Genomic DNA, 26,093 nt, shown 5'->3' on the forward strand with positions numbered 1-26,093 from the left:
TCCATACTCCAACCACGCCCAAGCGCGAGCCGGGCGACGAAGGAGTCGAAGTGACAGATCTGCCGTACGCCGAGCTCGGCGAGGAGCTGATGACCGCGGCCGCGAGCCGCGTCCCGATCGCGCCGTTGACCTCGCGGTACCCAGAACTGACCCTGGAGGACGCGTACCGGGTGCAGGAGCACCAGGTGCGGGCCTGGGATCGCGCCGGACGGCATCTGATCGGATTCAAGGTCGGGCTGACCAGCAAGGCCATGCAACGGATGCTCGGCGTGGCCTCCCCGGACTTCGGCCACCTCTACCAGGACATGGTTCTCGACAACACCGCTCCCATCAACGCCGAGCGCTTCATCGCCCCCCGGGTCGAGCCGGAGGTCACCTTCGTGCTGAAGGACGACTTGTCCGGCCCCGGTCTCACGATCATCGACGCCGTACGCGCCGTCGACTACGCGATCGCGTCGATCGAGTTGATCGACTCTCGCATCGCCGACTGGCGCATAGGACTGGCCGACACCATCGCCGACAACGCCTCGTCGGGCGCCCTGCTGCTGGGCAAAGTCCCCGTCGCGCTCGACGCCGTCGATCTCGGCCTGCTCGGCTGCGTCGTTACCAAGAACGGCGAGGTGGTGGCATCCGGCGCTGGTGCCGCGGTGCTGGGGCATCCGATCAACGGTCTGCTGTGGCTGGCCAACCAGCTCGGCCGCTTCGGCCGCACCCTGCCGGCAGGGTCGGTGGTGATGTCCGGTTCGATTACCGCCGCGGTCCCGGTGGCGCCGGGCGACCGGGTCACCGCCGCATTCGCCGGACTCGGAACCGTCGACGCCCGCGTCGCTCCCGCGTCGCACGACAGCGAGGAGAACTCATGAACCCCACCGCCGCCATCGTCGGATCCGGGAACATCGGCACCGACCTGCTGATCAAGCTGCTGCGCAGCGACGCGCTCGAAGTGCATTCGCTCGTCGGCATCGATCCTGCGTCCGACGGCCTCGCCCGTGCCGCGGGGCTGGGCGTCACCACCACCGCCGGAGGAGTGGACTGGCTGCTGGGGCAGGACCGGCTGCCCGACTTCGTGTTCGAGGCGACCAGCGCCAGCGCCCACGCCGCGAACGCACCGCGATATGCCGACGCGGGCATCGTCGCCATCGATCTCACGCCCGCCGCGATCGGGCCGTTCGTGTGTCCCGCCGTCAACCTCGGTGAGCACGCCGACGCGCGAAACCTCAACATGATCACGTGCGGCGGACAAGCCACCGTCCCCATCGTTGACGCCGTATCCCGCGTCGCCCGGGTGCCTTACGCCGAGATCGTGGCGTCGATCTCATCACGGTCCGCCGGCCCGGGCACGAGGGCGAACATCGACGAGTTCACGGAGACCACCGCTCACGCGCTGGAGCGCGTCGGTGGCGCGGAACGCGGCAAAGCGATCATCATCCTCAACCCGGTCAAGCCCGACATGATCATGCGCGACACCGTCTTCTGCTCGCTCGAGCCGGATGTCGATCGCGAGGCGGTGGCAGAGGCCATCCATCTGCGCGTGGAGGAGGTGCAGCGGTACGTCCCCGGCTACCGTCTGCGCAGCGATCCCCAGTTCGACGATCCGTCGCCCCTGTGGGACGGCCACGGCCGGGTCGCGGTGTTCCTCGAGGTCACCGGCAACGGCGACTACCTGCCGCCGTGGGCGGGGAACCTCGACATCATGACCGCGGCGGCCATGCGCGTCGGCGAGCTGCTCGCCTCCTCGAGAAAGGCTCTGGCATGAGCGAAGCGATCACCCGGCCCGGCGTTCGGCGCGAGGGCGTGCGCATCACCGACACGACGCTCCGCGACGGAAGCCACGCGGTGCGCCATCGGTTCACCGAGCGCCAGGTGCTCGACGTGGCCGGCGCTCTCGATCGCGCGGGTGTGCCGGTGATCGAGGTCACGCACGGCGACGGCCTCAGCGGCTCCTCGTTCAACTACGGCTTCAGCCTCGTGCGCGACATCGACCTCGTCGCGGCGGCCGTCGACGAGGTCGAGCGTGCGCGGATCGCGGTGCTGATGCTGCCGGGCCTCGGCACGGTGGCGGACCTGCGAGAGGCGCACGGCGTCGGCGCGCGGGTCGCCCGCATCGCGACGCACTGCACCGAGGCCGACGTGTCGATCCAGCACTTCCGCGCAGCACGCGAGCTCGGCATGGAGACGGTCGGCTTCCTCATGCTCGCGCACCGCATCGAACCCGATGAGCTGGCCGCGCAGGCCAGGATCATGGCGGATGCCGGCTGCCAGTGCGTCTACGTGGTCGACTCCGCCGGCGCACTGATGCCTCACACGGCGTCCGCTCGCGTCGCCGCTCTCGTCGAGGAACTGGGGGACGACGCCGAGGTCGGCTTCCACGGACATCAGAACCTCTCCCTCGGCATCGCGAACTCGCTGGCCGCGTACGAGGCCGGCGCCCGGCAGATCGACGGAACGCTCTGCGCGCTCGGCGCCGGCGCAGGCAATTCGCCCAGCGAGGTGCTCACCGCCGTGTTCAGCGCGCTCGGCGTGCCGACCGGGATCGACGAGGAGTTGATGCTCGCCGCGGCCGAGGAGGTGCTGCGGCCGCTCGTCAGCCGCATGCCCGTGGCCGACCGCGCGTCCATCGTCCAGGGCAGGTACGGAGTATACAACTCCTTCCTGCTGCACGCCGAACGGGCCGCCAAGCGCTATGACGTGCCGGCGTACCAGATCCTCAAGCGGGTCGGCGAAGCGGGATACGTCGGCGGCCAAGAGGACATGATCATCGACGTCGCCATCGAACTGGCGGCTGCGCGATGAGCGCCCTCGACCCGTCGGTCGTCGACCGCATCGCCCATGAGCTGCTGGAGCGCGAGACCGAGCGCCGCGACGGCGGGCGGATCACGGACGTCCATCCCGAGCTCGACTTGGAGATCGCGTACGAGGCGCAGCGAGTGCTCATCGAGCGCAAGGTCGCAGCCGGGCAGACGGTCGTCGGCGTGAAGCTGGGCCTCACGTCGCGGGCCAAACAGCTGCGGATGGGGATATCGTCGCCCCTCACCGCCGTGTTGACCGATACGATGGCGATCCCGACTGGGGCGCCACTGGATGCGACGGAGCTCATCCATCCGCGCGTGGAGCCCGAGATCGCGTTCGTCATGCGCGAGCGTCTGGCCGGGCCTGGGGTCACCGCGGCGACCGCGCTCGCCGCGGTGCGCAGCGTCCACGCGGGACTCGAGATCATCGACAGCCGGTTCGCCGACTTCAGCTTCGCGCTTCCGGACGTCGTCGCGGACAACGCGTCGAGTGCGAGGTACCTGATCTCCCCTGACGGAATCTCACCCGAGGGGCTGGATCTCTGGCTCGAGGCCGCGGTCCTGCTTCGCAACGGCGAGGTCGTCGACACGGCGACCGGAGCGGCCGTGCAGGGCCATCCCGCCGAGGCGCTCGCGCTCGCGGCCAACGAGCTCGATCGCCGCGGCGGTGCCATCGAGGCGGGTGCGATCGTCCTGACCGGCGGTCTCACCGACGCCGTCGCGATCGAGCCCGGCGACGACGTCGCCGTCCGCTTCACCCATCTCGGGTCGCTTTCCCTCAGTATCGGAGGTCACTCATGAGCATCACCGTCCCCGGCGCAGCCGGATCGTCCGTCTCCGACGACGGCCTGCCCTTCGTCGGCCACGTCATCGACGGCGAGGAGGTGCCCTCCCGCAGCGGTCACGTGTTCCCCAGCATCGACCCCTACACGCGGGAGCCCTGGGCCCAGGTCGCCCTGGGAACCGCCGTCGACGCCGGACTCGCCGTGGCGGCGGCCCGTCGCGCCTTCGACGAGGGCCCGTGGCCCCGGATGTCTGCAGGGCGCCGCCGCGAGCTGATTCATCGCTTCGCCGACCTCATCGAGGAGCACGCGGACGAACTCGCGATGGCCGACACCCACGACATGGGCAAGCCGATCACGCAGAGCAGGGGCAACGATGTGCCGCGCACGGCCCTGAACTTCCGCTTCTTCGCCGATCACGCGGCCCTCACCCCGGCCGAAGTGCTGCCCATGGACTCCGGGCACCACACCTATACGCGCTTCGATCCCGCCGGAGTCGTGGTCGCCATCGCACCGTGGAACTTCCCGATGATGCTCGAGAGTTGGAAGGTGGCTCCCGCGCTGGCCTGGGGCAACACCGTGGTGCTCAAGCCCGCGGAGGACTCCCCGGTGTCGGCCACGATCATGGCTCGCCTCGCGCTGGAGGCGGGCATCCCGCCAGGGGTCTTCAACGTCGTGCACGGCTACGGTCCCGATTCGGTCGGAGAGGCGCTGACGGGGAACCCCGACGTCGACCGGATCACTTTCACCGGCGAATCGACGACCGGGAAGGCCATAGCCAGGGCGGCATCGGCGAACCTGGTGCCGGTGAGCCTCGAGCTCGGCGGCAAGGGCGCGAATGTCGTGTTCGAGGACGCGGATCTCGACAACGCGATCGACTGGTCGATCCGCGCCGTCTTCACCAACGCCGGTCAGGTGTGTCTGGCCGGCAGTCGGATCTACGTCGAGCGACCGCTGCTTGACGAGTTCGTCGACCGCTTCGCGGCGGCTGCGAACGCGATGGTGGTCGGCGATCCCAAGGACCCGGTCACGCAGATCGGCCCGCTCTCGAGCGGGGCGCACTACACGAAGGTGCGCGGCTACTTCGACTCGATCCCGGAGTCGAACGGGCGCCAGATCGGCGGAGAGCTCGGCGAGGGCTGGTTCGTGACGCCGACCGTGGTCGTCGAGCCCGATCGCGACTCGCCGCATCAGCGCGAGGAGATCTTCGGTCCGATCGTGACGATCACCCCCTTCGACACGGAGGACGAGGCGATCCGCGAGGTCAACGACAGCCCCTACGGCCTGAACGCGATGGTCTTCACCGAGGACCTGACCCGCGCGCACAGGGTCTCGGCTGCGCTCGTGGTCGGCACGGTATGGGTGAACTGCTTCTTCGTCCGCGATCTGCGCGCGCCGTTCGGCGGCGCCAAGGCATCGGGCGTCGGACGCGAGGGCGGCAACTTCAGCCGCGAGTTCTTCACCGAACCGAAGGCCGTCGTGATGCAGATGAGCCGGCCCGCGCACTGAGACATTGCAGCATCCGTCGAAAGGACATCATGAACACCACTCCCGCGACCGTTTCGAAGCTCGGCTACGTCGAGTTCCAGACGAAGGACATGGATCGCCTGATCGACTACTACACGAACGTCCTCGACTTCGTGCTGGTGGACCGCGACGCCGACGAGGCGTATCTCACGCCCGACTTCGACCATCACGCGGTGGTCATCAGGAAGTCGGAGGCCCCCCAGGCCCGCACCGCGGTCGGCTACCAGATCCGGGAGAGCGTCGCCGACGCCGAGCGTCGCCTTCGGGATGCCGGGTTCGAGGTCCAGCGCCGCAGCGACTTCGCTCCCTACACGCCGGAGCTGCTCGTCGTGAACGAACCGCTCACCGGCACGCCGATCCACCTCTACGACGCACAGGCCGGCAGCGGGATCGACGGCTACACGCCGCTGCGTCCGACCAAGCTCGGCCACATCGCTGCGTTCGTGCCGGAGCTGGGGCCGCTGCAGGACTTCTATCAGAACCTGCTGGGCTTCAGATGGTCTGACACGATCGGCGACTTCTTCGTCTTCCTCCGGTGCAACGCCGACCACCACGCCGCGAACTTCATGGCATCGAAGACCCGTACGGGGCAGCACCACATCGCCTACGAGATGCGCGACCTCAACCACCTGCAGACGATGCTGGATCACATGGCGCGTCACGATGTGCGTCTGGAGTGGGGGCCGGGGCGCCACGGAGCCGGCCACAACGTCTTCACCTACCACCACGACCCCGACGGCAACCTGGTCGAGCTCTTCACGCAGCTCGACACGATCGTCGACGAGCAGCGCGGCTACTTCGAGCCCCGGCCCTGGCACGACTCGTTCCCGCAGTACCCCAAGACGTGGGAGGTGGATGCCGCAGCCGTGAACAGCTGGGGACCCATCAATCCCGCTCTGCTGGAGCACTGAGCCGTGGCCACGCCGAACTGGTCCATCGCGCAGTACCGGATGCCGGGGGAGATGCGCGTCCGAGCCGGCATCCTGATGGACGGGTCCGTGCGCGCGCTGCCGGCCGGCTGGCCGCTGGTCGCCGTCGACATCTTCGACGACTGGGAGCGGTGGTCGACGCAGCTTCGCGATCTCGACGTCCACTCGCTCCCGCTGGTGATCGGCGCCGAGCTCGCGGCGCCGATCACGTTCCCCCGAAAGGTGCTGTGCGCGGGCGCGAACTTCTACGACCATGCTGCGGAGATGGGCACGGCGACGCCCGATCCGGCCGCGCCCCCGTTCTTCTTCCTCAAGCCGCCCACCACGACCGTGGTCGGGCCGTTCGACGACGTCCGCGTTCCCGACCTGGCGCACGCCGGTCTCGACTGGGAGATCGAACTGGCGGCGGTCATCGGCCGCCGCGCCAGGGACGTCGCGCCCGACGAGGCGCCGGGCGTCGTGGCGGGGTACACGGTGTCGAACGATCTCTCGGCGCGCGCGCGATTCCCCCGGCCGTCGGCTGTGCAGGCGCCGTTCGCGTGGGACTGGCTCGGGCACAAGGCGCTCGACGACTCGTGTCCGCTCGGGCCGGGGGTCGTGCCGGCGTGGATGATCGACGACCCGCAGGAACTGGCGATGCGATTAAGCGTCGACGGGGTGATCAAGCAGGACTCGTCGACCTCCGACATGGTGGTGCCGGTCGCGCGGCTGATCTCGGCCGCGAGCAGATGGGTCACGCTGGAACCGGGGGACGTCGTCCTCACCGGAACGCCGGCCGGCGTCGGCATGCCGCGGCAGGACTTCCTCGGCGACGGTGCGCGGGTGCGCGCGGAGATCGAAGGGATCGGCGCCATCGAGAACAAGATCGTCGGTGTCTGAGGCCGGCCCAGCGATGTTCTGAATCCGCGACCTCTCGCCGAGGCCGCATCCGCGTCGGCGGGTGCGGCCTCGGCGGTTTCGAGTCAGGCGCGGCCCGTGTCCTCTGCGGCGCGCTCGAAGAGGGTCGTCCCTCCCGAGAGCCACTGGGTCGGCGGTACCTCGGTGACCAGAACCCGCACGCTCGCGGGCGGCGCATCGAGCGCACGCACCGCCGCGTCGTGCACCTCGCCCATCAGCGTCCGCAACTGCTGCGACGTGCGACCCTGCGCGATCGAGATCTGGATGATCGGCATCAGGCGTCCTGCAGCGAGGTCGCGGCCTCGAGCGGGCGGCGCACCTGGGGTTGGGTCTGCACGCGCTGTGTGGCCCCGCCCCACATGTCGATCGACTTGGGGTGCTCTGGATCGAAGTAGCGGGGCACCCAGTCGTCGTCCTCGATGAGGCGCACGCCGTACGAGTACTCGTAAGTCAGGCCCTCGGGTCCCTTGAAGTAGATGAAGATCGCGGTCGACTGCGGATGCCGGCCGGGGCCCTGCTCGATCTCGACGCCCTTCTCGAGCAGGAAGTTCCAGCTGCGCATCACGTCGTCGATGCTCTCGACCTGGAAGTTGATGTGGCACAGACCCGGCTGCGAGCCCTTGAACACCGCCAGCTTGTGGTGCACGGGATCGAAGCGCATGAGCGCTGCCCACTCGCCGATCCAGTCGCTGATCTTGATGTTGAAGTGCGTGCTCCACCACTCGTAGGCCGCGCGCACGTCGGGTGCGTCGACGCAGAGGTGTCCGAACTCGACGATGCCGGCGCGCCGGCTGAACTGCACGGCGTTGGCATCCGAGAACTGGTCGACCACGAGGTCGAACCTGTTGCCCCAGGGGTCGTCGAAGCTGACGAACTCTCGGACCCGTCGAGAACGCGCCTCCTCGGGCGTGCCACGCACCGTGCGGATGCCCGAGAGCTCCAGGTGCGCTTCGGCTCGGGTCAGGGCGTCGCTGTCGGCGACGCAGAGCCCCGAGCTGAGGACGCCGGACTCCCCCTCGACGAAGGCGAGGCAGTGGTGGCGGTGGTCGGCGCGCAGATAGTGCACGCCGTCGTCCGCGCCCTGGTACTCCATGCCCACGATCTCGGTCGCGAACCGCACGGCCTCCTTCGCGTCGGCCGTCCCGGATCGCACGTAGGCGATGTCTGTCAGCTCGATCATCATCGATCCCTTCTCTGTCTTCATCCGGATGCCGCGTGCGTGCGCACGAGGTGCTCGTAGATGCGCGGCAGCAGCTCCGAGTCGCGCTCCCGCCACCACGCCTGCTGATCAGCGGGAAGCTCCGTCTCTTCCGGGGCGGCGAGGGTCAGCTCGGCGCTCCGTTCGAGCAGCCACATGCGTGCCACGGCGGCCGCGGCGTCTGCGCCGTGGGTCACCGCGCCGTTGCCGTACAGCACGACGGCGGGTGCGTCGTGCAGCGCGTCGACCACCGCGTCGGCCGACACCCTGTCCCGGATGAGACGCGAGTCGGCGTGCACAGGCACGTGCGGGCCGAGCAGCGCTCCCTGGCCGTCAAGAGGGCGCAGCGCTCGCCTGGCGGCGACGGCCTTGGCGACGGCGCGCGGCTGTGCACGGCAAACGGCTCCCGTCGCCGGATGCGCGCGTGCGATCGCCAGATGGATCCAGGCCTCCTTCGGTGCGCCGAGCGGCAGCTCCGAGCAGTCGATGCGGATGCGCACGAGCTGTTCGGGTGTCTGGAACGCCAGCGGCACCGGTGCGGTGATGAGCAGTTCGTCGCCGTCTCGGATGGAGATGTGGCCGAACGCGTCGACAAGGCCGGCGCCGGCGACGACGGCTGCCGCCTCAAGCAGTCGCTCCTCGATTGAGCCCATCCCGTCTCCATCCTCCCTGATAGGCATCACTATATCTGTATGAATAGAAATATCTAGAGAGCAGTATTCGCGATAGTGTCGCGGCATGTCTCTGCCGCACGCCATCCTGGGGGTGCTCGAGGCCCGGCCGATGACCGGGTACGAGCTAACCCGCTTCTTCGAGTCCACGGCCCGATGGGTGTGGACTGCGCCGCAGAGCCAGATCTATCCGCTCCTGCGCAAGCTCGAGGACTCAGGATGGGTTGAGGGCGAACACCAACTGCGCGGCAAGCACCAGCGCCGTACGGAGTATTCGATCACTCCGACCGGGCTGACCGAACTGCGTCGGTGGCTGGGCGAGCCACATGAGGAGCCAAGCCAACGCGACGGACTCCTGCTCAAGGCCTTGTTTTTCGATCTCTCGGAGCCGGAGAATGCACAAGCCGTTTTGGAAGAGCACATCACTGAACTGCAAGATCGCATCGAACAGTGGTCTGCGCACCGAGCAATGTTGCTAGCTCAGGAAACGCCGTTACTAACGGAACGCCTCAAGAATCGTCCGGCTCAAGACCATCGGCGCATCTCCGAGCTCAAAGCGCATGTCTTCGACTACCTCATCAGGCAGGGAAAGTTGCGGCAACAATGGTGCCAGGAAACCCTGGAGCTCGTGCACACCAACTAGAGGGATGGAGCCCACCGGATCCGCGTGGGCGAGACCGACCGAAACCGTCAGCGCTTGCCGGCGATCTGGCGGCCGACGAGGTCGCGCATGATCTCGTTCGTGCCGCCGTAGATGCGGTGCACGCGGGCGTCGGTGAAGGCGCGGGCGATCGGGTACTCCATGATGTAGCCGTAGCCGCCGTGCAGCTGCACGCCCATGTCGAGCACCTCCCACTCGCGCTCGGTCGCCCAGAACTTCACCTTCGCGGCGTCCTCGGCGGTGAGCCTCGCCTCCTGATAGGCCTTCAGCGCACGATCGACGTACGCCCACATCGCCTCGGTCGTGGTGACCATGTCGGCCAGGCGGAAGCGCGTGTTCTGGAAGTCGGCGATCCGCTCGCCGAACGCCTCACGGTCCTTCGTGTAGGCGATGGTCCAATCGGTGGCGGCCTGCGCGGCGGCCGCGGCGGCCACGCCGATCGAGAGCCGCTCGAGCGGCAGGTTCATCATCAGCTGGATGAATCCCTGGCCCTCCTTGCCGCTGATGAGGTTCTCATCCGGCACGAACACGTCGGTGAAGCTGAGCTCGGCGGTATCCCAGCCGTGGAAGCCCATCTTGCTGAGCTTCTTGCCCTGGTCGAAGCCCTCCATCCCCTTCTCCACGATCAGCAGGCTGAACGCGTCGGGGCGGTTGCCCTCGCCGGTCTTGACGAAGGTGACGACGATGTCGGCCGTGGTGCCCGACGAGATGAACGTCTTGGCGCCGTTGAGGATATACCCGCCGTCGACCTTCTTCGCGTTGGTCTTGATGCCGCGCAGATCGGAGCCCGCACCCGGGTCGGTCATGGCGAGCGCGCCGAGCACCTCGCCGGTGGCCATCTTCGGCAGCCACTTCTCCTTCTGCTCCTGCGTGCCCATGTGCACGAGGTAGGGGACGGCAAGGTCGTCTTGGATGCCGAAGGCGCCCGCCAGCGAACCGGCGCCGGCGGCGATGATCTCCTCCATGACGATGGTGCGGAAGCGGTAGTCCTGCAGCATGCCCGCGCCGCCGAACTCCTCGGGGACGGAGAGTCCGATCAGACCCGACTCCCCCGCGGCTCGCATGGTGTCGCGGTCGATCTCGCCCGCGGCCTCCCACTTCTCGATGCTCTCGGTGCTCACGTAGTGCTTGACGAAGTCCTTCACCACGTCGCGGAATGCCTCGTGGTCCTCTTCGTAGATGTCGCGTTCCATGCCCGCTCCTCACAACAGTCGAAATGCGTCGTCGCACCGAGATTCTAGGCCGGTGCGACGACGCGAGCGAGAGTCGATTGTGGGAATGCATCCCGCGATCGGTGACACCGGGTTCCACGATTGTGGAAACGCTCCAGAGGTGCGGATGCGCAGTGATCCCCACCGATGCGCGGTCAGCCGAGGTAGTCGGGCGCGGCGGGCAGTCCGAAGAACTGCTCGAGCGATCCGTATCCGCCCTGAGCATAGGCGGCGGCGATCTCCGTGCCCACGTAGCGCAGGTGCCACGGCTCCGGATCGTACCCGGTGGCCGGTGTCTGACCCTCGACGTAGCGCACGATGAAGCCGTACTCCCACGAATGCTCGGCGACCCACTGCCCCGCGTCGGTGTCGCCGAAGTCGAGGATGCCGCTGCACTCGCCCCAGATGCACTGCTCGACGTCGGCCGCGAGCCCGCTCTGGTGCTCGCTGAATCCCGGACGGGCGGACTGCGCATCTGCCTCAGCCTGGCCGTACATGCCCACCTGCCCGCGATACGTGTCGATCTGCATCTGGTACGAGCGGTAACCGCTGCCCAGCCCCAGCTCTCCGACGCCGGCGGCGTCGCTGGCCGCCGACATCGCATCCAGCGCCTGGGCGACATCGCTGCGCAGCGGGCCCGCGGCGCTGTCGCTGACCAGCGCAGGCGACGCGAGCGAGGCAGGACCGTACTCGAGCGGGGTGAACGGTCGGGTCTTGTTGACGACGAGCCACAACCGGGTGGGATCGCCCAGATCGATGCACGGCGCGTTGCCGGAGGCGACGGCGCTCTGGAACGCCGCCCCACCGCCGAAAGCCGCCACCGCGGCGTTGTCATCGCCCGACGCAAGCGCGGCCTGCACGGCAGGATCCGTGCACGGCGCGACGGTCGCAGCTTCTTCGCGCTCCACGGCCGGCAGCTGTTTCGCCACCGCCGGGCGCGGGACCATGACCGCCGCCTCCGCCGCACCATCGGCCTCGGCCGTCGAGCCTCCGGCGAGCGCCCATACGATCCCGATCGCGGTGACCGCCAGGCCGAGGGGCACGAACAGGCGAAGTTTCGCCGATCCGTCCACGGCATGGCGCGCCACGGGGTGCTTCGGGAAGGTCACCGCACCATTCTGTCGCGATTGGCTCCAAGAATGCCGATCTTCGAAGATTCTCACTATTCTCTGTTGACATGCATTCGATGCTATGTTCGAATACCGACATGCGATGGCAAGGACAACGGATCACCGACGTCGACGAGTCGGCGCTTCCAGGTATGGAGAACCGCACCGGGTTCCTGCGCACGGTGACGACGCCCGAGTTCGCCGGGATGACTTTTCACGAAGTGCTCGCGAAATCGGCGCTCAACCACGTCCCCGGCCCTTCGCGCATGCCGTTCCAGTGGACGATCAACCCTTACCGCGGCTGCAGTCATGCATGCTCATACTGCTTCGCGCGGGGCACGCACACGTACCTCGATCTGGATGCGGGCCGCGACTTCGATTCGCAGATCGTCGTCAAGGTCAACCTCGTCGACGTGCTGCGGAAGGAACTGCGGCGCGGATCCTGGAAGCACGAGACCGTGGCGCTCGGCACGAACACCGACCCCTACCAGCGCGCCGAGGGGCGGTATCGGCTCATGCCCGGCGTCATCCGCGCGCTCGCGGAGTCGGGCACGCCCCTGTCGGTCTTGACGAAGGGCACGCTCATCCGGCGCGACATCCCGGTGCTGGCCGAGGCCGCGCAGACCATTCCTGTGGATGTGCAGCTCTCGATCGCGGTATTCGACGAGGAGCTGCGCGCCGCCATCGAACCGGGAGCTCCTACGACACAGGCGCGCCTCGATACCGTGCGCGCCCTGTCGGACGCCGGGTTCCGGGTGGGAGTCTTCCTCATGCCGATCCTGCCGCACCTCACCGACTCGATCCCGGCGATCGACGAGGCGCTCACCCGGATCCGCGGCGCCGGCGCCGACCACGCGATCTACGGCGCCCTGCACCTGCGCGCCGGCGTGAAGCCGTGGTTCATGCAGTGGCTCTCGCAGCATCGCCCCGATCTGCTGCCGTCGTACCGCGCACTGTATCCCGGAGCCGCCGCCGAGGCGCCCAAGGCCTACCGGCAGTGGCTCGCGAAGCGGGTGCGCCCGCTCATCCGCGCACACAGGCTCGAGGCGCGGCGTTCCGGCGACGACACCCCGGCTCGCACGCTCACCCAACCCGCCGTGCTCACCTCGAGCGCGCCGACGGCGCAGCCGATGCTGTTCTGAACGGCGTGGCGACCGCGTCCATGCTGGCAGACTGACTCAGTGACTCCGATCCTGTTCGACCTCGATGCGACGCTCATCGATCAGGCATCGGCATCGGCGCCGGCCGTCCGCGAGTGGGGCGCTGAGCTCGGCCTTCCGACCGACGCGATCGTCGAGCGATGGGCGGCGCTGTCATCGCGTCACTACGCTCGCTACCAGGCGCGCGAGATCTCGTTTCAGGGACAGCGTCGGGAACGCGTCCGCGGACTTCTCGAACGCGAGCTCGAGGACGACGAGGCCGATGAGCTTTTCGCCGGGTATCTGTGGCGGTACGAGGCCGGCTGGGCGTTGTACGCCGATGCCGTTCCATGTCTGGACCGTCTGAAAGATGCGGGAGTCGCGCTCGGGGTCCTCACGAACGGTGATCGCACTCAACAGATGCAGAAAATCGATCGCTTCGGACTCGCCCCGTATTTCGACGCGATCGTCTGCTCATCCGACCTGCCGTACGGCAAGCCTCACCCGGGCGCATTCGAAGCGGCTGCTTCCGCACTCGGACGAGCCGCAGCCGACATCGTCATGGTCGGCGACAGTATCGAGAATGATGCGCACGGCGCGCTCAAGGCCGGGATGCGCGCCGTTCTGCTCGATCGTGATGACGCATACACGGGCGACGACCTCACGCGGATCACGACGCTCGACGAACTCACGCACTTCTACTCGTAGTCCGAGAGCTATGGCTATCGGACCGATCCATCCGCATGTTCGCGGTGCAGCCGACCGAAACGGACCCGACGTGCACGACGACGTGACCCTTCACGTCAGCCGTGCTCGCCCCGCCCGGCGGTGTGAGCCGGGAGGGGCGGGGCCGAGTCAGGCCGTGAGGTCGGCATCGGACGGCAGGCGCCCGGCGATCTCCTCGACCACGTCGTCGCCCGCACGGGCCTCGTCGAACGGCGCCTCGATCTCAGCGCGGTCGAGCAGCTCCGTCATCCGGCGACGGCGCTGGCGCGTGATGAGAGTCACCACGCGTCCGGCGCGACCGGCACGGCCGGTGCGACCGGAGCGGTGCAGGTACGTCTTGTACTCGTCGGGCGCATCGGCCTGCACCACCAGATCGATGTCATCGACGTGGATGCCGCGCGCGGCCACATCCGTCGCCACGAGCACGTTCACCTTGCCCGAGGTCATGCGCGCGAGGTTGCGCGTGCGCCGGCCCTGGTTGAGGTCGCCGTGCAGCGCGACGGTGGGGATGCCCGCATCCTCGAACTGCTCGGCGAGCATCTCGGCGTACGCGCGGGTGCGCGAGAACACGAGCGTCTTCCCCTCGCGATCAACGAGCGAGGTGAGGATGTCGGCCTTGTCGCGGTGATCGATCACGAGCACGCGATGCTCGATGCTACTCGAGTCCTGGTCCTCGCCGGCGACCTCGTATACCGCCGGGTCGACGAGGAACTCGTCGACGAGCGAGGCGACCTCGCGGTCGAGCGTCGCGGAGAACAGGAGTTTCTGGCTCGCCGTGCCATCGGGCAGCCCGGTGCCCGTCGCGCGGAGGATGCGCTGCACGGGCTCGACGAAACCGAGCTCGCACATGTGGTCGGCCTCGTCGAGCACGGCGATGCGGGCATCCGACAGGTCGAGCTTTCCCTGCTCGATGAGGTCTTCGATGCGGCCAGGGGTGCCGATGACGATGTCGACGCCCTTCTTCAGCGCGCCCACTTGCCGCGCCTGCGGCACGCCGCCGTAGATCTGCGTCGTGAACAGGCCGACACTGCGCGCGATCGGCTGCACGGTGCGATCGATCTGCAGCGCCAGCTCGCGCGTGGGCGCGAGGATGATCGCGCGCGGCGACCGGCCGAACTCGCGTTTCTTGCCCGCCTGCGATTTCAGGATGCTCTCGACGAGAGGTGCGCCGAAGGCGATCGTCTTGCCGGATCCGGTGCGGCCGCGGCCGAGCACATCGCGCCCCTCGAGGATCGCCGGGATCGTGGCGGCCTGGATGGGGAACGGCGTCTGGGCGCCCATGTTCGCCAGTGTCTCGGCGATGTTCGAACCCAGCCCCAGATCGGCGAAGCTCACATCGGCGACCTCGGCGGCCTGCACGGCCTGCGCCTGCAGGCGCTCGTGCACGACATCCTCGATCGGTGCCGCGGCCGGAGCCGATGTGCGGTGCCAGTCGTCGCGGCTCGGACGCGTCTCACGGCCCGGACGCGACGGACGGTCGGCACGGCGGTCGCCCCGTCCGAACCGGTCGTCGCGCTGCGGACGATCGTAGCGGGGGCGCTCGGGCCGACGGTCGTCACGCTCGAAGCGCGTGCGGTCCTGGCGATTCCGGTCATCCCGCTCGAAGCGGGGGCGGTCGGACCGACGGTCGTCCCGCTCATGGCGGGGTCGATCCTGACGGTTCCGATCATCACGATCGAACCGGGGGCGCTCGGAGCGCCGGTCGTCACGGTCGTTGCGCGGGCGATCCTGACGGTTCCGATCATCACGGTCGAACCGCGCACGATCATCCCGCTCGTAGCGCGGACGGTCCTGACGCGCACGGTCGTCCCGCTCGAAGCGGGGGCGCTCGGCCCGGCGGTCGGCGCCGGAACGACGGTCGTCCCGCTCGAAGCGCGTGCGGTCGTCGCGACGGTCGCGGTCGAAGCGCGGGCGCTCGGTGCGGCGGTCCTCGCGCCCGAAGCGGTCGTCGCGACGGTGCGGCGCATCGACGCGTCCCGACTCGGCGCGGCCGCGGATGCCGCGGGCCTCATCGCGACCGGCCTTCTCCTGCGCGCTCCAACGCCGCTTCGGCGCGTCGTCGGCGGGGCGGTAGCCGCGGTGCTTGGGCGAACGGCTGCCGGGGCGCGCATCGGCGCGCTCGTACCGCCCGGCGCCGTCACGACCAGCGCCTTCGCGGCCCGCGCCGTCACGTCCGCCGCCGTCACGGGCGCTGCGGTCGTCGCGACGCGCTCCCCCGGTGTGGCGGTCGTGGAACGGCGTCTTCTTCGCGTAGCGCGGCTCGAAGTTGGCGGCGGGGCGACCGCCGCGGGGCTTGTGGTTCTTGGGCATGGGGTGTCCTTCGTCTGGTTCTCTTGCACGAGAACAGCGCCGCGCGCCGCGGGTCGCGCGGGGCACGGACATACCCGGACTGTCGTCGGCCGGGGGCCATTCATAGTGATGGATCATGCGCACGGCGGATGCACCGGGCTCACCATCGGCCCCTGGGCTCACACGTGCTCGAACGATCCCGCCATGGCGGGTGCCCGAAGCCGACCAGTGCAGTCTAGCCGGGCCGCCTGGGAAGCGACCGGTCGTACGATGACGGCATGCACTCGCCCACCGGTCAGCAGGTCCTCCTCCACAGAGGCGGCGTGTCGGCCCGCATCGCCCAGGTCGGCGCATCGCTGCGCCATCTCGTCGTCGCGGGAACCACCGTCGTGCCGCCCTACCCCGATGACGAGCCCGCCCCGATGTGCGCGGGCGTCGTGCTCGTGCCGTGGCCCAACCGCATCCGCGACGGCGTCTGGCGCGACGGCGACACCGAGCGCGCCCTGGCGATCACGGAGCCGAAGCTGCACAACGCCAGCCACGGCCTGCTGCGCTTCGCCGCGTACGAGATCGCAGAGCACTCCGACGACACGGCGACTCTGCGCGCGACGGTCGTGCCGCAGACCGGGTACCCCTACCTGCTCGACACGGCGGTGACCTACACGCTCGAGGATGACGGCATTCGCGTCGCGCACGAGGTCGTCAACCGCTCGGCGACGGATGCCCCGGTCGCGCTGGGCGTGCATCCGTATGTCACGATCGGCGACACCGATCCGCGAGGGCTCGTGCTGCGCATCCCCGCCGAGTCGTTCTTCGAGACCGACGACCGGATGCTGCCCGTCGGCGAATCGCCGGTTTCGGGCGGCACGGATCTTCGTGCGGGCCGCCCTCTCGGCGAGGTGCAGCTCGACACCGGCTTCGCCACCCTGCGCCGCGGCGCCGACGACCGCGCCCGCACGAGCCTCACCGCTCCCGACGGGCGCACCGCGGCGCTCTGGCAGGGAGCCGGGTTCGACTACGTGCAGGTGTACACGACGCCGCGGTATCCGGGGCAGGAGCTCGCCGTCGCGATCGAGCCGATGACCGCACCCGCCGAGGCCTTCAACTCCGGCCGCGGACTGCGCCGACTCGCACCCGGCGAGGCGTGGACGCTCGAGTGGGGGATCACGCTCTCGGCGGAGTGAGGGGAGCGGGCGGCGCCCCGAGCAGAATCTCGTCTGGCTCCGCCAGCTCGACGACCGGATGCGGAATCCAGTCAGCCCAACGGGTTCGCGGAGACGCCCTTCTCGCGCAGCTCGCGGCGGGTGAGCGCGGGCGGCTCCGGCGAATCCGGACCATCCGGGTCGCCGTCCTCGAGCCCCGGCGCATCCGTCCCGCCCGCACGCTTCGCCGCCCGGCGCTCGCGGGCCCCTTCGACGAGGTTGTAGAGGGTCGGCAGCACGATGAGCGTGAGCACGGTCGAGGAGATGAGCCCCCCGATCACGACGATCGCCAGCGGCTGCGAGATGAACCCGGCGTGCCCCGTGATGCCGAGCGCCATCGGAGTGAGCGCGAAGATCGTCGCCAGTGCCGTCATGAGGATGGGGCGCAGACGCTTCTCGCCGCCGGCGAGCGTCGCCTCGGCCACGCTCAGCCCCTTCTCGCGGTACTGATTGACGAGGTCGACGAGCACGATGGCGTTCGTCACGACGATGCCGATGAGCATGAGCACGCCGATGAGGGATGCGACGCCCAGCGGCACGCCCGTGACGATCTGCAGCAGGATCGCCCCGGTCGCCGCGAACGGCACCGAGACGAGCAGCAGCAGCGGCTGGCGCAACGACTTGAACGTCGCCACCATCACGACGTAGACGATGAGGATCGCCGCGAGCATCGCCAGGCCCAGCTGGGCGAACGAGTCCTGCTGCTGCGAGGCGACGCCGCCGATCTCGGCGCGGGCACCGTCGGGCAGCGACGCCTCGTCGATCGCGGCCGACACCGACGCCGAGGCGACGGCGAGGTTGTCGGAGCTCATCGGCACGGTGATCGTCGCGGTGCGACGCCCCTGCTCTGTGGTGATCGAGGTCGGCCCCTCGCGCTGCTCGACCGTGGCGATGTCCTGCAGCGCGACCGGTCCGAGCGCCGAGGGCACGACGAGCTGACGCAGCGCGTCGACGGTGGTCGGCGGCGTGGGCGCGGCGAGATACACCGACAGCGAGCTCTCGTCGATCTCCACCGAGCCGATCTGCTGCGGCCGCATCGTGCTCGACACGATCGAGCCCACCGCCACCTCCGACAGCCCGTGCTGCGCGGCGGCGGCGCGATCGACGACCACGGCGATGTACGGCAGCGAGGCGGCGAGGTTGTCGGTCACCTGACCGATGCCGTCGCGGCCCTTCAGGTCGTCGACGAGCGCGGTCGTCGCCTTCTGCAGGCTCTCGCCGTCGGGCGCCGTCACGGCCACCTCGATGTCGCTCGACGCCAGCCCTGCCGATGCCGCGACCGTGATGTCGCCGACGCCGTCGAGCCCGTCCACGGCATCCTGCACATCGGCGCGCAGGCGCTCCTGGTCGGCATCCGGGTCGGTCTGGATCGAATAGGTCACCGCCGCACCGCCGCTGAAGGCGTCGCGCAGCGCCGAGCCGCTCGAACCGATCGACGCCTGCACGTCGGTGATGCCGTCGACGCCTGCCAGAGCATCCTCGACGGCGCGGGCCGCCTCCGACTTGGCCTCCAGGCTCGCGGTCGGACCAAGATCCTGCGTCACCGTCATGGTGTTCTGGCCCGAGTCGCTGAGGAAGTTGATCTTCATCAGCGGAGCGGCGGCCAGCGTCGCGCCCAGCACGACGACGGCGAGGATCACGGTGAGCCCGGAGTGCTTGAGCGTCCAGGTGAGGATCGGCCGGTACACCTCCTGCAGCTTCGTCGGCGGCGCATCCGGATGCTCGGGATCGATCGCGCGACCGTGCTCGTCGAGCAGCGGCTTGCCCGGGCGCAGGAACCAGTACGCCAGCACGGGCACGATCGTGAGCGCGACGAGCAGCGAGGCGGCCATCGCGATCGTCACCGTCATCGCGAACGGCCGGAACAGCTCGCCGACCATGTCTCCCACGAACACGATCGGCAGGAACACCGCCACCGTCGTGATGGTCGATGCGGTGATGGCGGCGGCCACCTCGCGCACGGCGAGGCGGATCGCATCGCCCTTGTCGGCATCGCCCACATAGTGCCGTTTGATGTTCTCGATCACCACGATCGAGTCGTCGACCACGCGCCCGATCGCGATCGTGAGCGCACCGAGGGTGAGCATGTTCAGCGAGTAGCCGAAGGCCTGCAGCCCGATGAAGGTGATGAGCACCGAGGTGGGGATCGAGATCGCGGTGACCAGCGTCGAACGGATCGAGAGCAGGAAGACGAGGATGACGACGACGGCGAACAGCAGGCCCAGCAGTCCCTCGGTGGCGAGCGTCTCGATGGACTGCGTGATGAACGGCGCCTGATCGAACACGACCGTGAACTCGGCATCGGGGAACGAGGTCTTCAGATCGTCGAGCACCGTGAGCACGCCGTTCGAGACCTCGACGGTGTTCGCGGCGGGCAGCTTGGTGATCGCGATCGACAGCGCATCCTCGCCGTTCACGCGCGAGAGCGAGGTGACCGGATCGGTGCCCAGTTCGACGGTGGCGACGTCGCCGATGGTCGCGGACGATCCCACCAGCGGCAGAGCGGCGATCTCGTCGACCGAGGTGATCTTCGCCCCCGTCTGCACGGTGAGCGTCTCGTCGCCCTCGGTGATGTCTCCGCCGGGGAAGAGCACGCCGTTCTGCTGCAGCGCCGACGAGATCGCGTTCGTGCCGAGACCCTGCGCGGCGAGCGCGGCGACATCCGGAGTGATCGTGACGCGGTGGCCCACGCCGCCGACGATCTGGGCGGCGTTGACCCCGTCGACGTCTTCGAGCTGCGGCACGATGACGTTGTCGAGGTCGGCCTGAGCCTGATCGCCCTCGCCGAGCCCGCTGACGGCGATCTGGATGACGGGGAAGTCGTCGATCGAGATCGACAGCACCTGCGGCTCGACGTCTTCCGGGAGCTGGCTCGAGATGCGGTTGATCGCCTGCTGCATCTTCTGCTCGGCGGTGGCCAGGTTCGTGCCGTAGGTGAACGTGGCCTGCACGATCGATGCGTTCGTCGTGCTCGTCGCCGTCGTCGACTCCAGACCCGGAACGCCTTGGATGGCCGTCTCGATCGGCGTGGACACGTCGTTCTCGACGACCTCGGGCGAGGCGCCGGGGTAGGTGGTCATCACCATGAGCGCGGGCAGCTCGAGCGAGGGGATGAGCTCCTGCTTGAGGTTGGTCAGCGCGATCCCGCCGAAGACGGCGGCGACGATCGTGACGAGTGCGATGAGCGCGCGGTTGCGCAGGCTCAGGACGGCGAGTGAAGACACGGCGATCTCTCGGTTGCTATGCGGTGGACGTCGGGGACGGGGATGCGGCGGACTCGGCGACGCCGAGGATGCCGGCGAGCGCGGCCTGGATGATGTGCTGCTCGAGCGGCTGTTCGTGGATCTGTGCGTGCCACAGTACGCCGTCGATGAAGACGGCAGCCGCCTCTGCACGCTCCGGCCCGTGCACGGGGGCGAAGATCCCGACGAGCTCGTCCGACCAGTGGCGGGCGAGCTCGCGCAGCCGCGGATCGTGCACGGCCGCGGTGACGACGGCGCGGTCGGCCTGCACCGCGGCCCCGTCGGCGAGCGCGGTGTGGATCAGCTCGGCGAGAACCGCGGGGGTGGCGCCCTGCTCCTGGATCACCTCCCGGACGTGCACCATCCGCTCTCCGACGTGGCCGGCGAGCAGATGAAGCGCGGCGTCGCGGAGATCGTCGAGCGTGGCGAAGTACTGCGTGGTGGCGCCCAGCGGCACCTCCGCGCGGGCGGCGACCATCCGATGCGTGATCGCGTCGACGCCGACCTCTGTGATGAGTTCGGCCGCCGCCGTGGTGATCGCGAGCCGCCGCGTCTCAGGGTCGCGCTTGCGGCGAACGGCGTCCGACACGATGCTCCCCCCTCTGGACATATACGCTGGACGGCTGTACATGTACGTTTGTACATTCCGGCGTTATGAGGACGCTGAGCGTCTGCTCACAGCGCGGCGCCGACGGCGAGCCCGCCGACCGCCGCGACGACGGATGCCGCGAAGGTTCCGACCAGATGCCCGACGGATGCGGGGCGCTCGCCGTCCTTCCACAACGCGATGGCGTCGAGCATGGCGGTGCTGAAGGTCGTGTATCCGCCGAGCAGCCCGGCGCCGACGACGAATGCCGCCTCCGGGAGCGCCGCGGTGACGACTCCCAGCGCGAACGCCCCCGTGATGTTCACGATGACGATCCCCCAGGGAAAGCGCCCCTTCGTGAGTGACATGATCCCGACATCGGCGAGATAGCGCAGGCCGGCACCGACACCGCCGGCAACCGATGCGAGCAGGAAGACGAGGGGCGTCATGCCGCGCCCTTTCCGCGGGGCCGCCCGATGCGCAATCCGGTGAAGGCGGCCGCGACACCGAGCCCGAGCGTCAGCAGCACGTAGACCGCCGCCGTCGTCGGCTCATCCGCCCACAGCTCCACGGTGCCGACGGCGAACGCGCTGTAGGTGGTGAATCCGCCCAGGACTCCGGTGCCCAGGAACACCCGCGCATCCGTCGACCCGGGAAGCCGCGCCGCGAGCACGCTGATCAGAAGGGCGCCCACGACGTTCGCGATGAGCGTCGCGAGAGGGAAGCCGCCCGCACTCGGAACCAGCAGGCCGACACCCAGTCGTGCCGCCGTGCCCAACATCCCGCCGACGACGACCAGGAGCAGGCGGCGGAGAGTCACGCGGCAACTCTAGTCGCGACCTCCACCGCCGCTACGGAGGAGATCTCACGAACGGGAGGACGGATCTGTGGCCGTCGCACCCCGGTTCGCGAGATCTCCTCCCGTCCGTGCGCTGTGGCACGGAGCTGTGACGCGGATCAGAGGTTGGCCTCGGCGTAGACGCGCAGAGCGTCGCGGACGAACTCCGCGCCCTGCGTACCCCCCGCCGAGGTGGCGTAGTTGGCGCCGAACCGCGGGTCGGCGACGTACATCTCACCGAGCCCGATCACATACCCCTTCACGTCACCGTCCTTGCGGGCGGCCGGCGTGCCGGGGATGCCCCTGAGCCACTCGACGTGACGCCGCGCGAGCTCCTGCGCCTCCGCCGATGCCGGATCGATGCCGGCGTCGGCGGCGGCGATCCAGTCGCGCCCGAGGTCGGACATGAGCTGCTGCCAGTCGGCACGCTCGGCGTCGGTCATCGACCGCCACCAGCGGTCGCTGTCGGCATATGCCTGCTTGCCCCAGCGCTCCTCGACCTCGTCCTTGTACTGGGTGTGGTCGAACCCGTCGAACATGTTCTCTGCCATGAGAGATTCACCTGCTTTCAATGCGTTGATGGTTGTCTCGACCGACGCGATCTGCCGCGTCAGCCGGTTCTGCTCCTCGCGCAGGTACGCGAGATGCGTCTCGAGAGCGGATGCTTCGCGCACTCCCTCGCGGGAGAGCACGTCGCCGATCTGCGGCAGCCCGAGTCCGAGCTCCCGCAGCAGAAGGATCCGCTGCAGTCGCACGAGGGCCGCCTGGTCGTAGTGCCGGTAGCCGTTGTGCGCGATGCGCGACGGGGCGAGCAGCCCGATGTCGTCGTAGTGACGCAGCGTCCTGCTCGTGGTTCCCGCCAGCCGGGCGATCTCCTGGATCGACCAGTCCTGTGTGCCCACGACGTCTCCTTCCGCTCTCGATACCTCAACGGTAGAAGTTGACGTTACGTCAAGGTCAAGCCGAATCTCGAACTAATCTTGACAAACTCGCGATATATCGTGTTATCGTGTCTCAACGCGATATATCGCGATCAATCGAACTCAGGAGAGAACATGACCGAGAAGTGGCTCATCGCCCCCGGCGAAGAACGCGTCATCGACATCGACCAGGCCTCACGGCTCAAGATCGGCCTCGTCGGCGGACAGGTCGATGTCATCGCGCACGATGAACCGGGCATCCGCATCGAGGTCCACGGCGTCACCGTCAAGGACCTGCGCATCCAGTCCGACGGCACCCAGGTCGAGATCGATCACCCGCAGCTCGGCTGGGACAACTTCCTCGAGGTGTTCCGCAACTTCGGCTCCGGCGGGCCCAAGGCCGAGGTCAGCGTGGCCGTCCCCCGCCACATCGCCCTCACCCTCGGTGTCGTCAGCGCAGGGGCCCTCGTCTCCGGACTCACCAATGACGCACGCCTGAACACCGTCTCGGGCGACGTCATCGTCGACACGCACACCGGCGATCTCTCGCTCAACGCTGTCTCCGGCGACGTGCAGGTGCGCGGCCTCGCCGGAAGCGCCACGGCCAACAGCGTCTCGGGCGACGTCGCGATCACCGGCACGCTGCGCAAGACCATCGTCGACACGGTGTCGGGCTCGATCCTCGTCGATGCCGAGGGCGCCGTGAACACGATCACCCTCAACACCGTCTCGGGAGCCAGCACCATCCGCCTCGACGACGGCCTGCCCGCCAACTACGTGACCCGCAGCATGAGCGGGCGCTTGACCATCGACGGCATCGACCGCGGCGGATCGGGCCCGAGCAACTACGCGGGCCGTGTCGGAGAGCTCGCCGGCTCGTTCGCCGACGTGCGCGTGAACAGCGTGTCTGGTGCCATCACGGTGCTGCGACGCCCGCACCCCTCCGTCGCCGACGACCCGGTGTCGTTCGACGGCGACGAGGCGACGGCGGCCGAAGGGGATGATCGGCTGTGACCCCCGCCGTCTTCTCGCACGGCGACCTGCGGCTGTACCTGCTGTCGCTGCTCGCCGAGTCGCCGCAGCACGGCTACGGCATCATCCAGGCGCTCACCGACCGCACGGGCGGCACCTACACCCCGAGCGCGGGCACGATCTATCCGCGCCTGGCCAAGCTCGAGGAGGAGGGGCTGGTCTCCAAGACCGTCGACGGGCGCACGACGATCTACGCGATCACCGATGCCGGTCGCGCCGAGCTCGCCGCGCGCGAGGGCGATCTCGCCGGCATCCAGGACGGCCTGGCCGACTCGGTGCGCCTCATCGCCAACGAAGTGCGCCAGAGCGTGCAGGAGGCGATGAAGAGCCTGCGGGCCGATCTCGCCACGGCTGCGCAGGACGAGCGTCGCACGGCGACGAGCCCGCCTGCGACCGCGACGCAGGCACCCCGCGACGATGCGCGCATCTCGAGCCGGGAAAACCTGCACCGGGCGGATGCCGCGGTCAACGCGTTCCGCGGTCAGGTGCGCGCCACGCTGCGCACGCACGTCGCCAAGGGCGGTGCGTTGCCGGTAGCCGTCGTCGACGACCTCGAGCGTGCGCTGAACGCCGCAGCGGATGCGGTGACCAGGGCGGTCTCCTCCACCCGCTGACTACTCGGTCCAGATGTCCTTCTGCTCGTCGGGCACCGGCTCTTCAAGCGGCACGACGAGCACGGGGCGCGATTGGCGGTGCGAGAGGCGGGCGGCGACCGATCCGGTGAAGAACTCGCGGATCGACTCGCCCAGTCCGCGCTTGCGCGTGCCGACGACGATGAGCTGGGCATCCACCGCGTTGCCGAGCTGTTTGATGGCCAGCGCCGGGTCGCCGACGAGCTGGCGGGCCGTCCAGGTGAGGCCGCTGCCGTTGAGCTCGTGCTCGGCAGCACGGCGCACATCCTCGAACTCGACGGCGCCGACGTCGACGTTCAGATCGATCGGTGCCGAGTGCACGTAGCCGTCGGGATCCTCGTAGGTGACGAAGCGCGACACATCGACGTGCACGACCACGAGCGGAGCATCCATCAGCTTCGCGTACTGGATGCCGGTCGCCAGCACGCGCGGGGGCTGATCCGGTTGCATCGCGACGATCACGGCCTTCCGCAGGCTCGCGTTCTGCACCTCGTCCTCGCCGGGGGTGGAGTCGTCGTCCGCCATGATTCCGTTCCCTTCGCCGCCTCGATCCGGGCCGGGGTCACTGGCCCTCGTGCTATCCTGAATGCTACTCTTACCGGCCGCACGCCGGTGCCGTTGAACAGACATCGGGCCCCCTTTCCGCCCGGTGCTTCCAGTAAGGGGGTCTCGCGCATGGGCCGTGGCCGTCAGAAGGCAAAGCACACGAAGATCGCTCGTGAACTCAAGGCGTACAGTCCGGATGTGAACTACGCCGCGCTCGAGCGTGAACTCGGTCACACCGACGAGGGCGACCAGTACGTCGACAAGTGGGCCGACGAGTACGCCGACGAAGACGAGGACGAGCTCGAGAACGCCTGACCGGCGCATGCCGCGCGTCAAGGCTCTCTTTCGTCACCCCGTCAAGGGGTTCACCGCCGAGCGGTGCACGTCGCTGGACGTGCAGGCCGATGGCCGGATCGCCGGCGACCGCGTGCTGGCGTTCCGCTTCGCGGATGCCGCCGAACCCGAAGAGCGCGACGGCCTGGACTACTGGCCGAAGTCGAAGGGCCTCGCCCTGCAGGACTTCCCGAGCCTCGCCGCACTCCGCCTCGCCTACGACCACGAGGCGCTGCGGGTACGGATCACCCACCGTCACGCCGTGCTCGTGGAGGCCGGACTCGATCGCACGGGGCGCGCGGCGCTCGAAGAAGCGCTCACCGCCTTCGTGCTGGCGACGCCGGACGCCCGGCGACTGCAGCGGACGGGACGGCTGCCGCTCGTGCTCGTCGGCGACGGCATCGCGGCGCGCTTCCAGGATCGCCCCCGCGGCTTCGTCACGGCGCATCCCGCCGAGAGCGCAGCGGCCATCGGCGCCGCGCTCGGGAAGGAGGTCGATGACCGCCGGTTCCGCTCGAACGTCGTCATCGAGGGCCTGCCCGCATGGGACGAGCTCGCCTGGAGCGGCGAGGTGCGCATCGGCGAGGTGCGCTTCACACCGCAGCAGCTGCTCGTGCGGTGCCTGGCCACCCACGCGAACCCCGACACGGGCGTGCGCGATGCCAAGGTGCTCACCACCCTCACCGGCGCGCTCGGGCAGCCGGAGCCGGTGCTGGGATGCGCCCTGCTGCCGCCCGGCGACAGCGGCGGCCGGGTGGGCGATCATGGCAGCGCCGACTCGCCCGTGCTCGGCACGATCCGCGTAGGCGACGAGGTCGTCATCGCCTGAGCGCG

The 26,093-nt window shown here is 69.0% G+C and carries 27 protein-coding genes; 15 read left to right on the top strand and 12 right to left on the bottom strand.

Annotated elements, in window-relative coordinates:
- Nucleotides 1-50: 50 nt before the first annotated feature.
- Genes BKA02_RS04195 through BKA02_RS04225 form a run of 7 tightly spaced genes read left to right on the top strand, consistent with a single transcriptional unit; the run spans nt 51 to nt 6,906 of the window.
- Nucleotides 51-863 carry a 2-keto-4-pentenoate hydratase gene (locus BKA02_RS04195; protein ID WP_343045339.1) on the top strand — a complete coding sequence of 271 codons (813 nt, stop codon included), beginning with the start codon at nt 51-53 and terminating at the stop codon, nt 861-863.
- The gene (locus tag BKA02_RS04200; protein ID WP_179431584.1) at nt 860-1,756 is read left to right on the top strand and encodes an acetaldehyde dehydrogenase (acetylating); all 897 of its coding nucleotides are present in this window, start codon (nt 860-862) and stop codon (nt 1,754-1,756) included. Before BKA02_RS04195 ends, BKA02_RS04200 begins: the two co-directional genes overlap by 4 nt.
- Entirely contained in the window at nt 1,753-2,793 is a 1,041-nt protein-coding gene (dmpG, locus tag BKA02_RS04205) for a 4-hydroxy-2-oxovalerate aldolase (protein WP_179431586.1), read from the top strand. Before BKA02_RS04200 ends, dmpG begins: the two co-directional genes overlap by 4 nt.
- Entirely contained in the window at nt 2,790-3,590 is an 801-nt protein-coding gene (locus tag BKA02_RS04210; protein WP_179431588.1) for a 2-keto-4-pentenoate hydratase, read from the top strand. The genes dmpG and BKA02_RS04210 overlap by 4 nt, the downstream gene beginning before the upstream one ends.
- Entirely contained in the window at nt 3,587-5,080 is a 1,494-nt protein-coding gene (locus tag BKA02_RS04215) for an aldehyde dehydrogenase (protein ID WP_218844438.1), read from the top strand. The genes BKA02_RS04210 and BKA02_RS04215 overlap by 4 nt, the downstream gene beginning before the upstream one ends.
- A gap of 29 nt (nt 5,081-5,109) precedes the next feature.
- Nucleotides 5,110-6,009 carry a VOC family protein gene (locus tag BKA02_RS04220; RefSeq protein ID WP_179431590.1) on the top strand — a complete coding sequence of 300 codons (900 nt, stop codon included), beginning with the start codon at nt 5,110-5,112 and terminating at the stop codon, nt 6,007-6,009.
- 3 nt (nt 6,010-6,012) lie between these two features.
- On the top strand, nt 6,013-6,906 hold the full coding sequence (locus BKA02_RS04225; RefSeq protein ID WP_218844440.1) for a fumarylacetoacetate hydrolase family protein: 894 nt from the start codon (nt 6,013-6,015) through the stop codon (nt 6,904-6,906).
- 83 nt (nt 6,907-6,989) lie between these two features.
- On the opposite strand, the gene BKA02_RS04230 is transcribed toward BKA02_RS04225, so the two are convergent.
- Genes BKA02_RS04230 through BKA02_RS04240 form a run of 3 tightly spaced genes read right to left on the bottom strand, consistent with a single transcriptional unit; the run spans nt 6,990 to nt 8,775 of the window.
- Complete coding sequence (locus tag BKA02_RS04230; RefSeq protein ID WP_179431592.1) at nt 6,990-7,199, bottom strand: tautomerase family protein; 210 nt, start codon at nt 7,197-7,199, stop codon at nt 6,990-6,992.
- Complete coding sequence (locus BKA02_RS04235; RefSeq protein ID WP_218844442.1) at nt 7,199-8,107, bottom strand: VOC family protein; 909 nt, start codon at nt 8,105-8,107, stop codon at nt 7,199-7,201. The genes BKA02_RS04230 and BKA02_RS04235 overlap by 1 nt, the downstream gene beginning before the upstream one ends.
- Before the next feature lie 17 nt (nt 8,108-8,124).
- Nucleotides 8,125-8,775, bottom strand: a complete 651-nt coding sequence (locus BKA02_RS04240; RefSeq protein ID WP_179431594.1) for a class II aldolase/adducin family protein — start codon at nt 8,773-8,775, stop codon at nt 8,125-8,127.
- 85 nt (nt 8,776-8,860) lie between these two features.
- On the opposite strand from BKA02_RS04240, the gene BKA02_RS04245 reads away from it, so the two are divergent.
- Nucleotides 8,861-9,436, top strand: a complete 576-nt coding sequence (locus BKA02_RS04245) for a PadR family transcriptional regulator (RefSeq protein WP_179431596.1) — start codon at nt 8,861-8,863, stop codon at nt 9,434-9,436.
- A 47-nt stretch (nt 9,437-9,483) separates the two neighbouring features.
- On the opposite strand, the gene BKA02_RS04250 is transcribed toward BKA02_RS04245, so the two are convergent.
- Complete coding sequence (locus tag BKA02_RS04250) at nt 9,484-10,647, bottom strand: acyl-CoA dehydrogenase family protein (protein WP_179431598.1); 1,164 nt, start codon at nt 10,645-10,647, stop codon at nt 9,484-9,486.
- A 173-nt stretch (nt 10,648-10,820) separates the two neighbouring features.
- The gene (locus BKA02_RS04255) at nt 10,821-11,774 is read right to left on the bottom strand and encodes a M15 family metallopeptidase (RefSeq protein WP_343045340.1); all 954 of its coding nucleotides are present in this window, start codon (nt 11,772-11,774) and stop codon (nt 10,821-10,823) included.
- Nucleotides 11,775-11,872: 98 nt separating this feature from the next.
- Here BKA02_RS04255 and BKA02_RS04260 point away from each other — a divergent pair, with 98 nt between their 5' ends.
- Both BKA02_RS04260 and BKA02_RS04265 read left to right on the top strand, forming a co-directional pair.
- On the top strand, nt 11,873-12,916 hold the full coding sequence (locus BKA02_RS04260; protein WP_179431600.1) for an Rv2578c family radical SAM protein: 1,044 nt from the start codon (nt 11,873-11,875) through the stop codon (nt 12,914-12,916).
- Nucleotides 12,917-12,955: 39 nt separating this feature from the next.
- Nucleotides 12,956-13,621, top strand: coding sequence for an HAD-IA family hydrolase (locus tag BKA02_RS04265; RefSeq protein WP_179431602.1), 666 nt, complete (start codon nt 12,956-12,958; stop codon nt 13,619-13,621).
- A 147-nt stretch (nt 13,622-13,768) separates the two neighbouring features.
- On the opposite strand, the gene BKA02_RS04270 is transcribed toward BKA02_RS04265, so the two are convergent.
- Nucleotides 13,769-15,949 (bottom strand): DEAD/DEAH box helicase, encoded by a 2,181-nt coding sequence (locus BKA02_RS04270; protein WP_179431604.1) that lies wholly within the window; start codon nt 15,947-15,949, stop codon nt 13,769-13,771.
- A gap of 257 nt (nt 15,950-16,206) precedes the next feature.
- Between BKA02_RS04270 and BKA02_RS04275 the strand changes: the two genes are divergently transcribed.
- Entirely contained in the window at nt 16,207-17,112 is a 906-nt protein-coding gene (locus BKA02_RS04275; protein ID WP_179431606.1) for an aldose 1-epimerase family protein, read from the top strand.
- Nucleotides 17,113-17,183: 71 nt separating this feature from the next.
- On the opposite strand, the gene BKA02_RS04280 is transcribed toward BKA02_RS04275, so the two are convergent.
- From BKA02_RS04280 to BKA02_RS04300, 5 genes are all read right to left on the bottom strand, one after another.
- Nucleotides 17,184-20,354 (bottom strand): efflux RND transporter permease subunit, encoded by a 3,171-nt coding sequence (locus BKA02_RS04280; RefSeq protein WP_179431608.1) that lies wholly within the window; start codon nt 20,352-20,354, stop codon nt 17,184-17,186.
- A gap of 16 nt (nt 20,355-20,370) precedes the next feature.
- Entirely contained in the window at nt 20,371-20,961 is a 591-nt protein-coding gene (locus BKA02_RS04285; RefSeq protein WP_343045341.1) for a TetR/AcrR family transcriptional regulator, read from the bottom strand.
- Nucleotides 20,962-21,047: 86 nt separating this feature from the next.
- Entirely contained in the window at nt 21,048-21,407 is a 360-nt protein-coding gene (locus BKA02_RS04290; protein ID WP_179431612.1) for a fluoride efflux transporter FluC, read from the bottom strand.
- Complete coding sequence (locus BKA02_RS04295) at nt 21,404-21,778, bottom strand: fluoride efflux transporter FluC (RefSeq protein WP_343045342.1); 375 nt, start codon at nt 21,776-21,778, stop codon at nt 21,404-21,406. Before BKA02_RS04295 ends, BKA02_RS04290 begins: the two co-directional genes overlap by 4 nt.
- A gap of 137 nt (nt 21,779-21,915) precedes the next feature.
- Nucleotides 21,916-22,698 (bottom strand): TipAS antibiotic-recognition domain-containing protein, encoded by a 783-nt coding sequence (locus tag BKA02_RS04300; RefSeq protein ID WP_179431614.1) that lies wholly within the window; start codon nt 22,696-22,698, stop codon nt 21,916-21,918.
- Between the two features lie 153 nt (nt 22,699-22,851).
- Here BKA02_RS04300 and BKA02_RS04305 point away from each other — a divergent pair, with 153 nt between their 5' ends.
- Both BKA02_RS04305 and BKA02_RS04310 read left to right on the top strand, forming a co-directional pair.
- Nucleotides 22,852-23,730, top strand: a complete 879-nt coding sequence (locus BKA02_RS04305) for a DUF4097 family beta strand repeat-containing protein (protein WP_179431616.1) — start codon at nt 22,852-22,854, stop codon at nt 23,728-23,730.
- The gene (locus tag BKA02_RS04310; RefSeq protein WP_179431618.1) at nt 23,727-24,362 is read left to right on the top strand and encodes a helix-turn-helix transcriptional regulator; all 636 of its coding nucleotides are present in this window, start codon (nt 23,727-23,729) and stop codon (nt 24,360-24,362) included. Before BKA02_RS04305 ends, BKA02_RS04310 begins: the two co-directional genes overlap by 4 nt.
- Here BKA02_RS04310 and BKA02_RS04315 read toward each other — a convergent pair whose 3' ends face one another.
- Nucleotides 24,363-24,905 carry a universal stress protein gene (locus tag BKA02_RS04315; protein ID WP_179431620.1) on the bottom strand — a complete coding sequence of 181 codons (543 nt, stop codon included), beginning with the start codon at nt 24,903-24,905 and terminating at the stop codon, nt 24,363-24,365.
- A 150-nt stretch (nt 24,906-25,055) separates the two neighbouring features.
- On the opposite strand from BKA02_RS04315, the gene BKA02_RS04320 reads away from it, so the two are divergent.
- Nucleotides 25,056-25,241, top strand: coding sequence for a DUF3073 domain-containing protein (locus BKA02_RS04320; protein WP_179431621.1), 186 nt, complete (start codon nt 25,056-25,058; stop codon nt 25,239-25,241).
- A 7-nt stretch (nt 25,242-25,248) separates the two neighbouring features.
- Entirely contained in the window at nt 25,249-26,088 is an 840-nt protein-coding gene (locus BKA02_RS04325; protein WP_179431623.1) for an MOSC domain-containing protein, read from the top strand.
- Nucleotides 26,089-26,093 lie beyond the last annotated feature (5 nt).

The organism is Microbacterium pseudoresistens (genome assembly GCF_013409745.1).
Classification (GTDB): domain Bacteria; phylum Actinomycetota; class Actinomycetes; order Actinomycetales; family Microbacteriaceae; genus Microbacterium; species Microbacterium pseudoresistens.

What these genes read in the sequence shown, in the direction of transcription:
- BKA02_RS04200 (WP_179431584.1), top strand. Translation starts at nt 860, where the DNA reads ATGAACCCCACCGCCGCCATCGTCGGATCCGGGAACATCGGCACCGAC.
- dmpG (WP_179431586.1), top strand. Translation starts at nt 1,753, where the DNA reads ATGAGCGAAGCGATCACCCGGCCCGGCGTTCGGCGCGAGGGCGTGCGC.
- BKA02_RS04210 (WP_179431588.1), top strand. Translation starts at nt 2,790, where the DNA reads ATGAGCGCCCTCGACCCGTCGGTCGTCGACCGCATCGCCCATGAGCTG.
- BKA02_RS04215 (WP_218844438.1), top strand. Translation starts at nt 3,587, where the DNA reads ATGAGCATCACCGTCCCCGGCGCAGCCGGATCGTCCGTCTCCGACGAC.
- BKA02_RS04220 (WP_179431590.1), top strand. Translation starts at nt 5,110, where the DNA reads ATGAACACCACTCCCGCGACCGTTTCGAAGCTCGGCTACGTCGAGTTC.
- BKA02_RS04230 (WP_179431592.1), bottom strand. Translation starts at nt 7,199, where the DNA reads ATGCCGATCATCCAGATCTCGATCGCGCAGGGTCGCACGTCGCAGCAG.
- BKA02_RS04235 (WP_218844442.1), bottom strand. Translation starts at nt 8,107, where the DNA reads ATGATGATCGAGCTGACAGACATCGCCTACGTGCGATCCGGGACGGCC.
- BKA02_RS04240 (WP_179431594.1), bottom strand. Translation starts at nt 8,775, where the DNA reads ATGGGCTCAATCGAGGAGCGACTGCTTGAGGCGGCAGCCGTCGTCGCC.
- BKA02_RS04245 (WP_179431596.1), top strand. Translation starts at nt 8,861, where the DNA reads ATGTCTCTGCCGCACGCCATCCTGGGGGTGCTCGAGGCCCGGCCGATG.
- BKA02_RS04250 (WP_179431598.1), bottom strand. Translation starts at nt 10,647, where the DNA reads ATGGAACGCGACATCTACGAAGAGGACCACGAGGCATTCCGCGACGTG.
- BKA02_RS04260 (WP_179431600.1), top strand. Translation starts at nt 11,873, where the DNA reads ATGCGATGGCAAGGACAACGGATCACCGACGTCGACGAGTCGGCGCTT.
- BKA02_RS04270 (WP_179431604.1), bottom strand. Translation starts at nt 15,949, where the DNA reads ATGCCCAAGAACCACAAGCCCCGCGGCGGTCGCCCCGCCGCCAACTTC.
- BKA02_RS04275 (WP_179431606.1), top strand. Translation starts at nt 16,207, where the DNA reads ATGCACTCGCCCACCGGTCAGCAGGTCCTCCTCCACAGAGGCGGCGTG.
- BKA02_RS04290 (WP_179431612.1), bottom strand. Translation starts at nt 21,407, where the DNA reads ATGACGCCCCTCGTCTTCCTGCTCGCATCGGTTGCCGGCGGTGTCGGT.
- BKA02_RS04305 (WP_179431616.1), top strand. Translation starts at nt 22,852, where the DNA reads ATGACCGAGAAGTGGCTCATCGCCCCCGGCGAAGAACGCGTCATCGAC.
- BKA02_RS04315 (WP_179431620.1), bottom strand. Translation starts at nt 24,905, where the DNA reads ATGGCGGACGACGACTCCACCCCCGGCGAGGACGAGGTGCAGAACGCG.
- BKA02_RS04320 (WP_179431621.1), top strand. Translation starts at nt 25,056, where the DNA reads ATGGGCCGTGGCCGTCAGAAGGCAAAGCACACGAAGATCGCTCGTGAA.
- BKA02_RS04325 (WP_179431623.1), top strand. Translation starts at nt 25,249, where the DNA reads ATGCCGCGCGTCAAGGCTCTCTTTCGTCACCCCGTCAAGGGGTTCACC.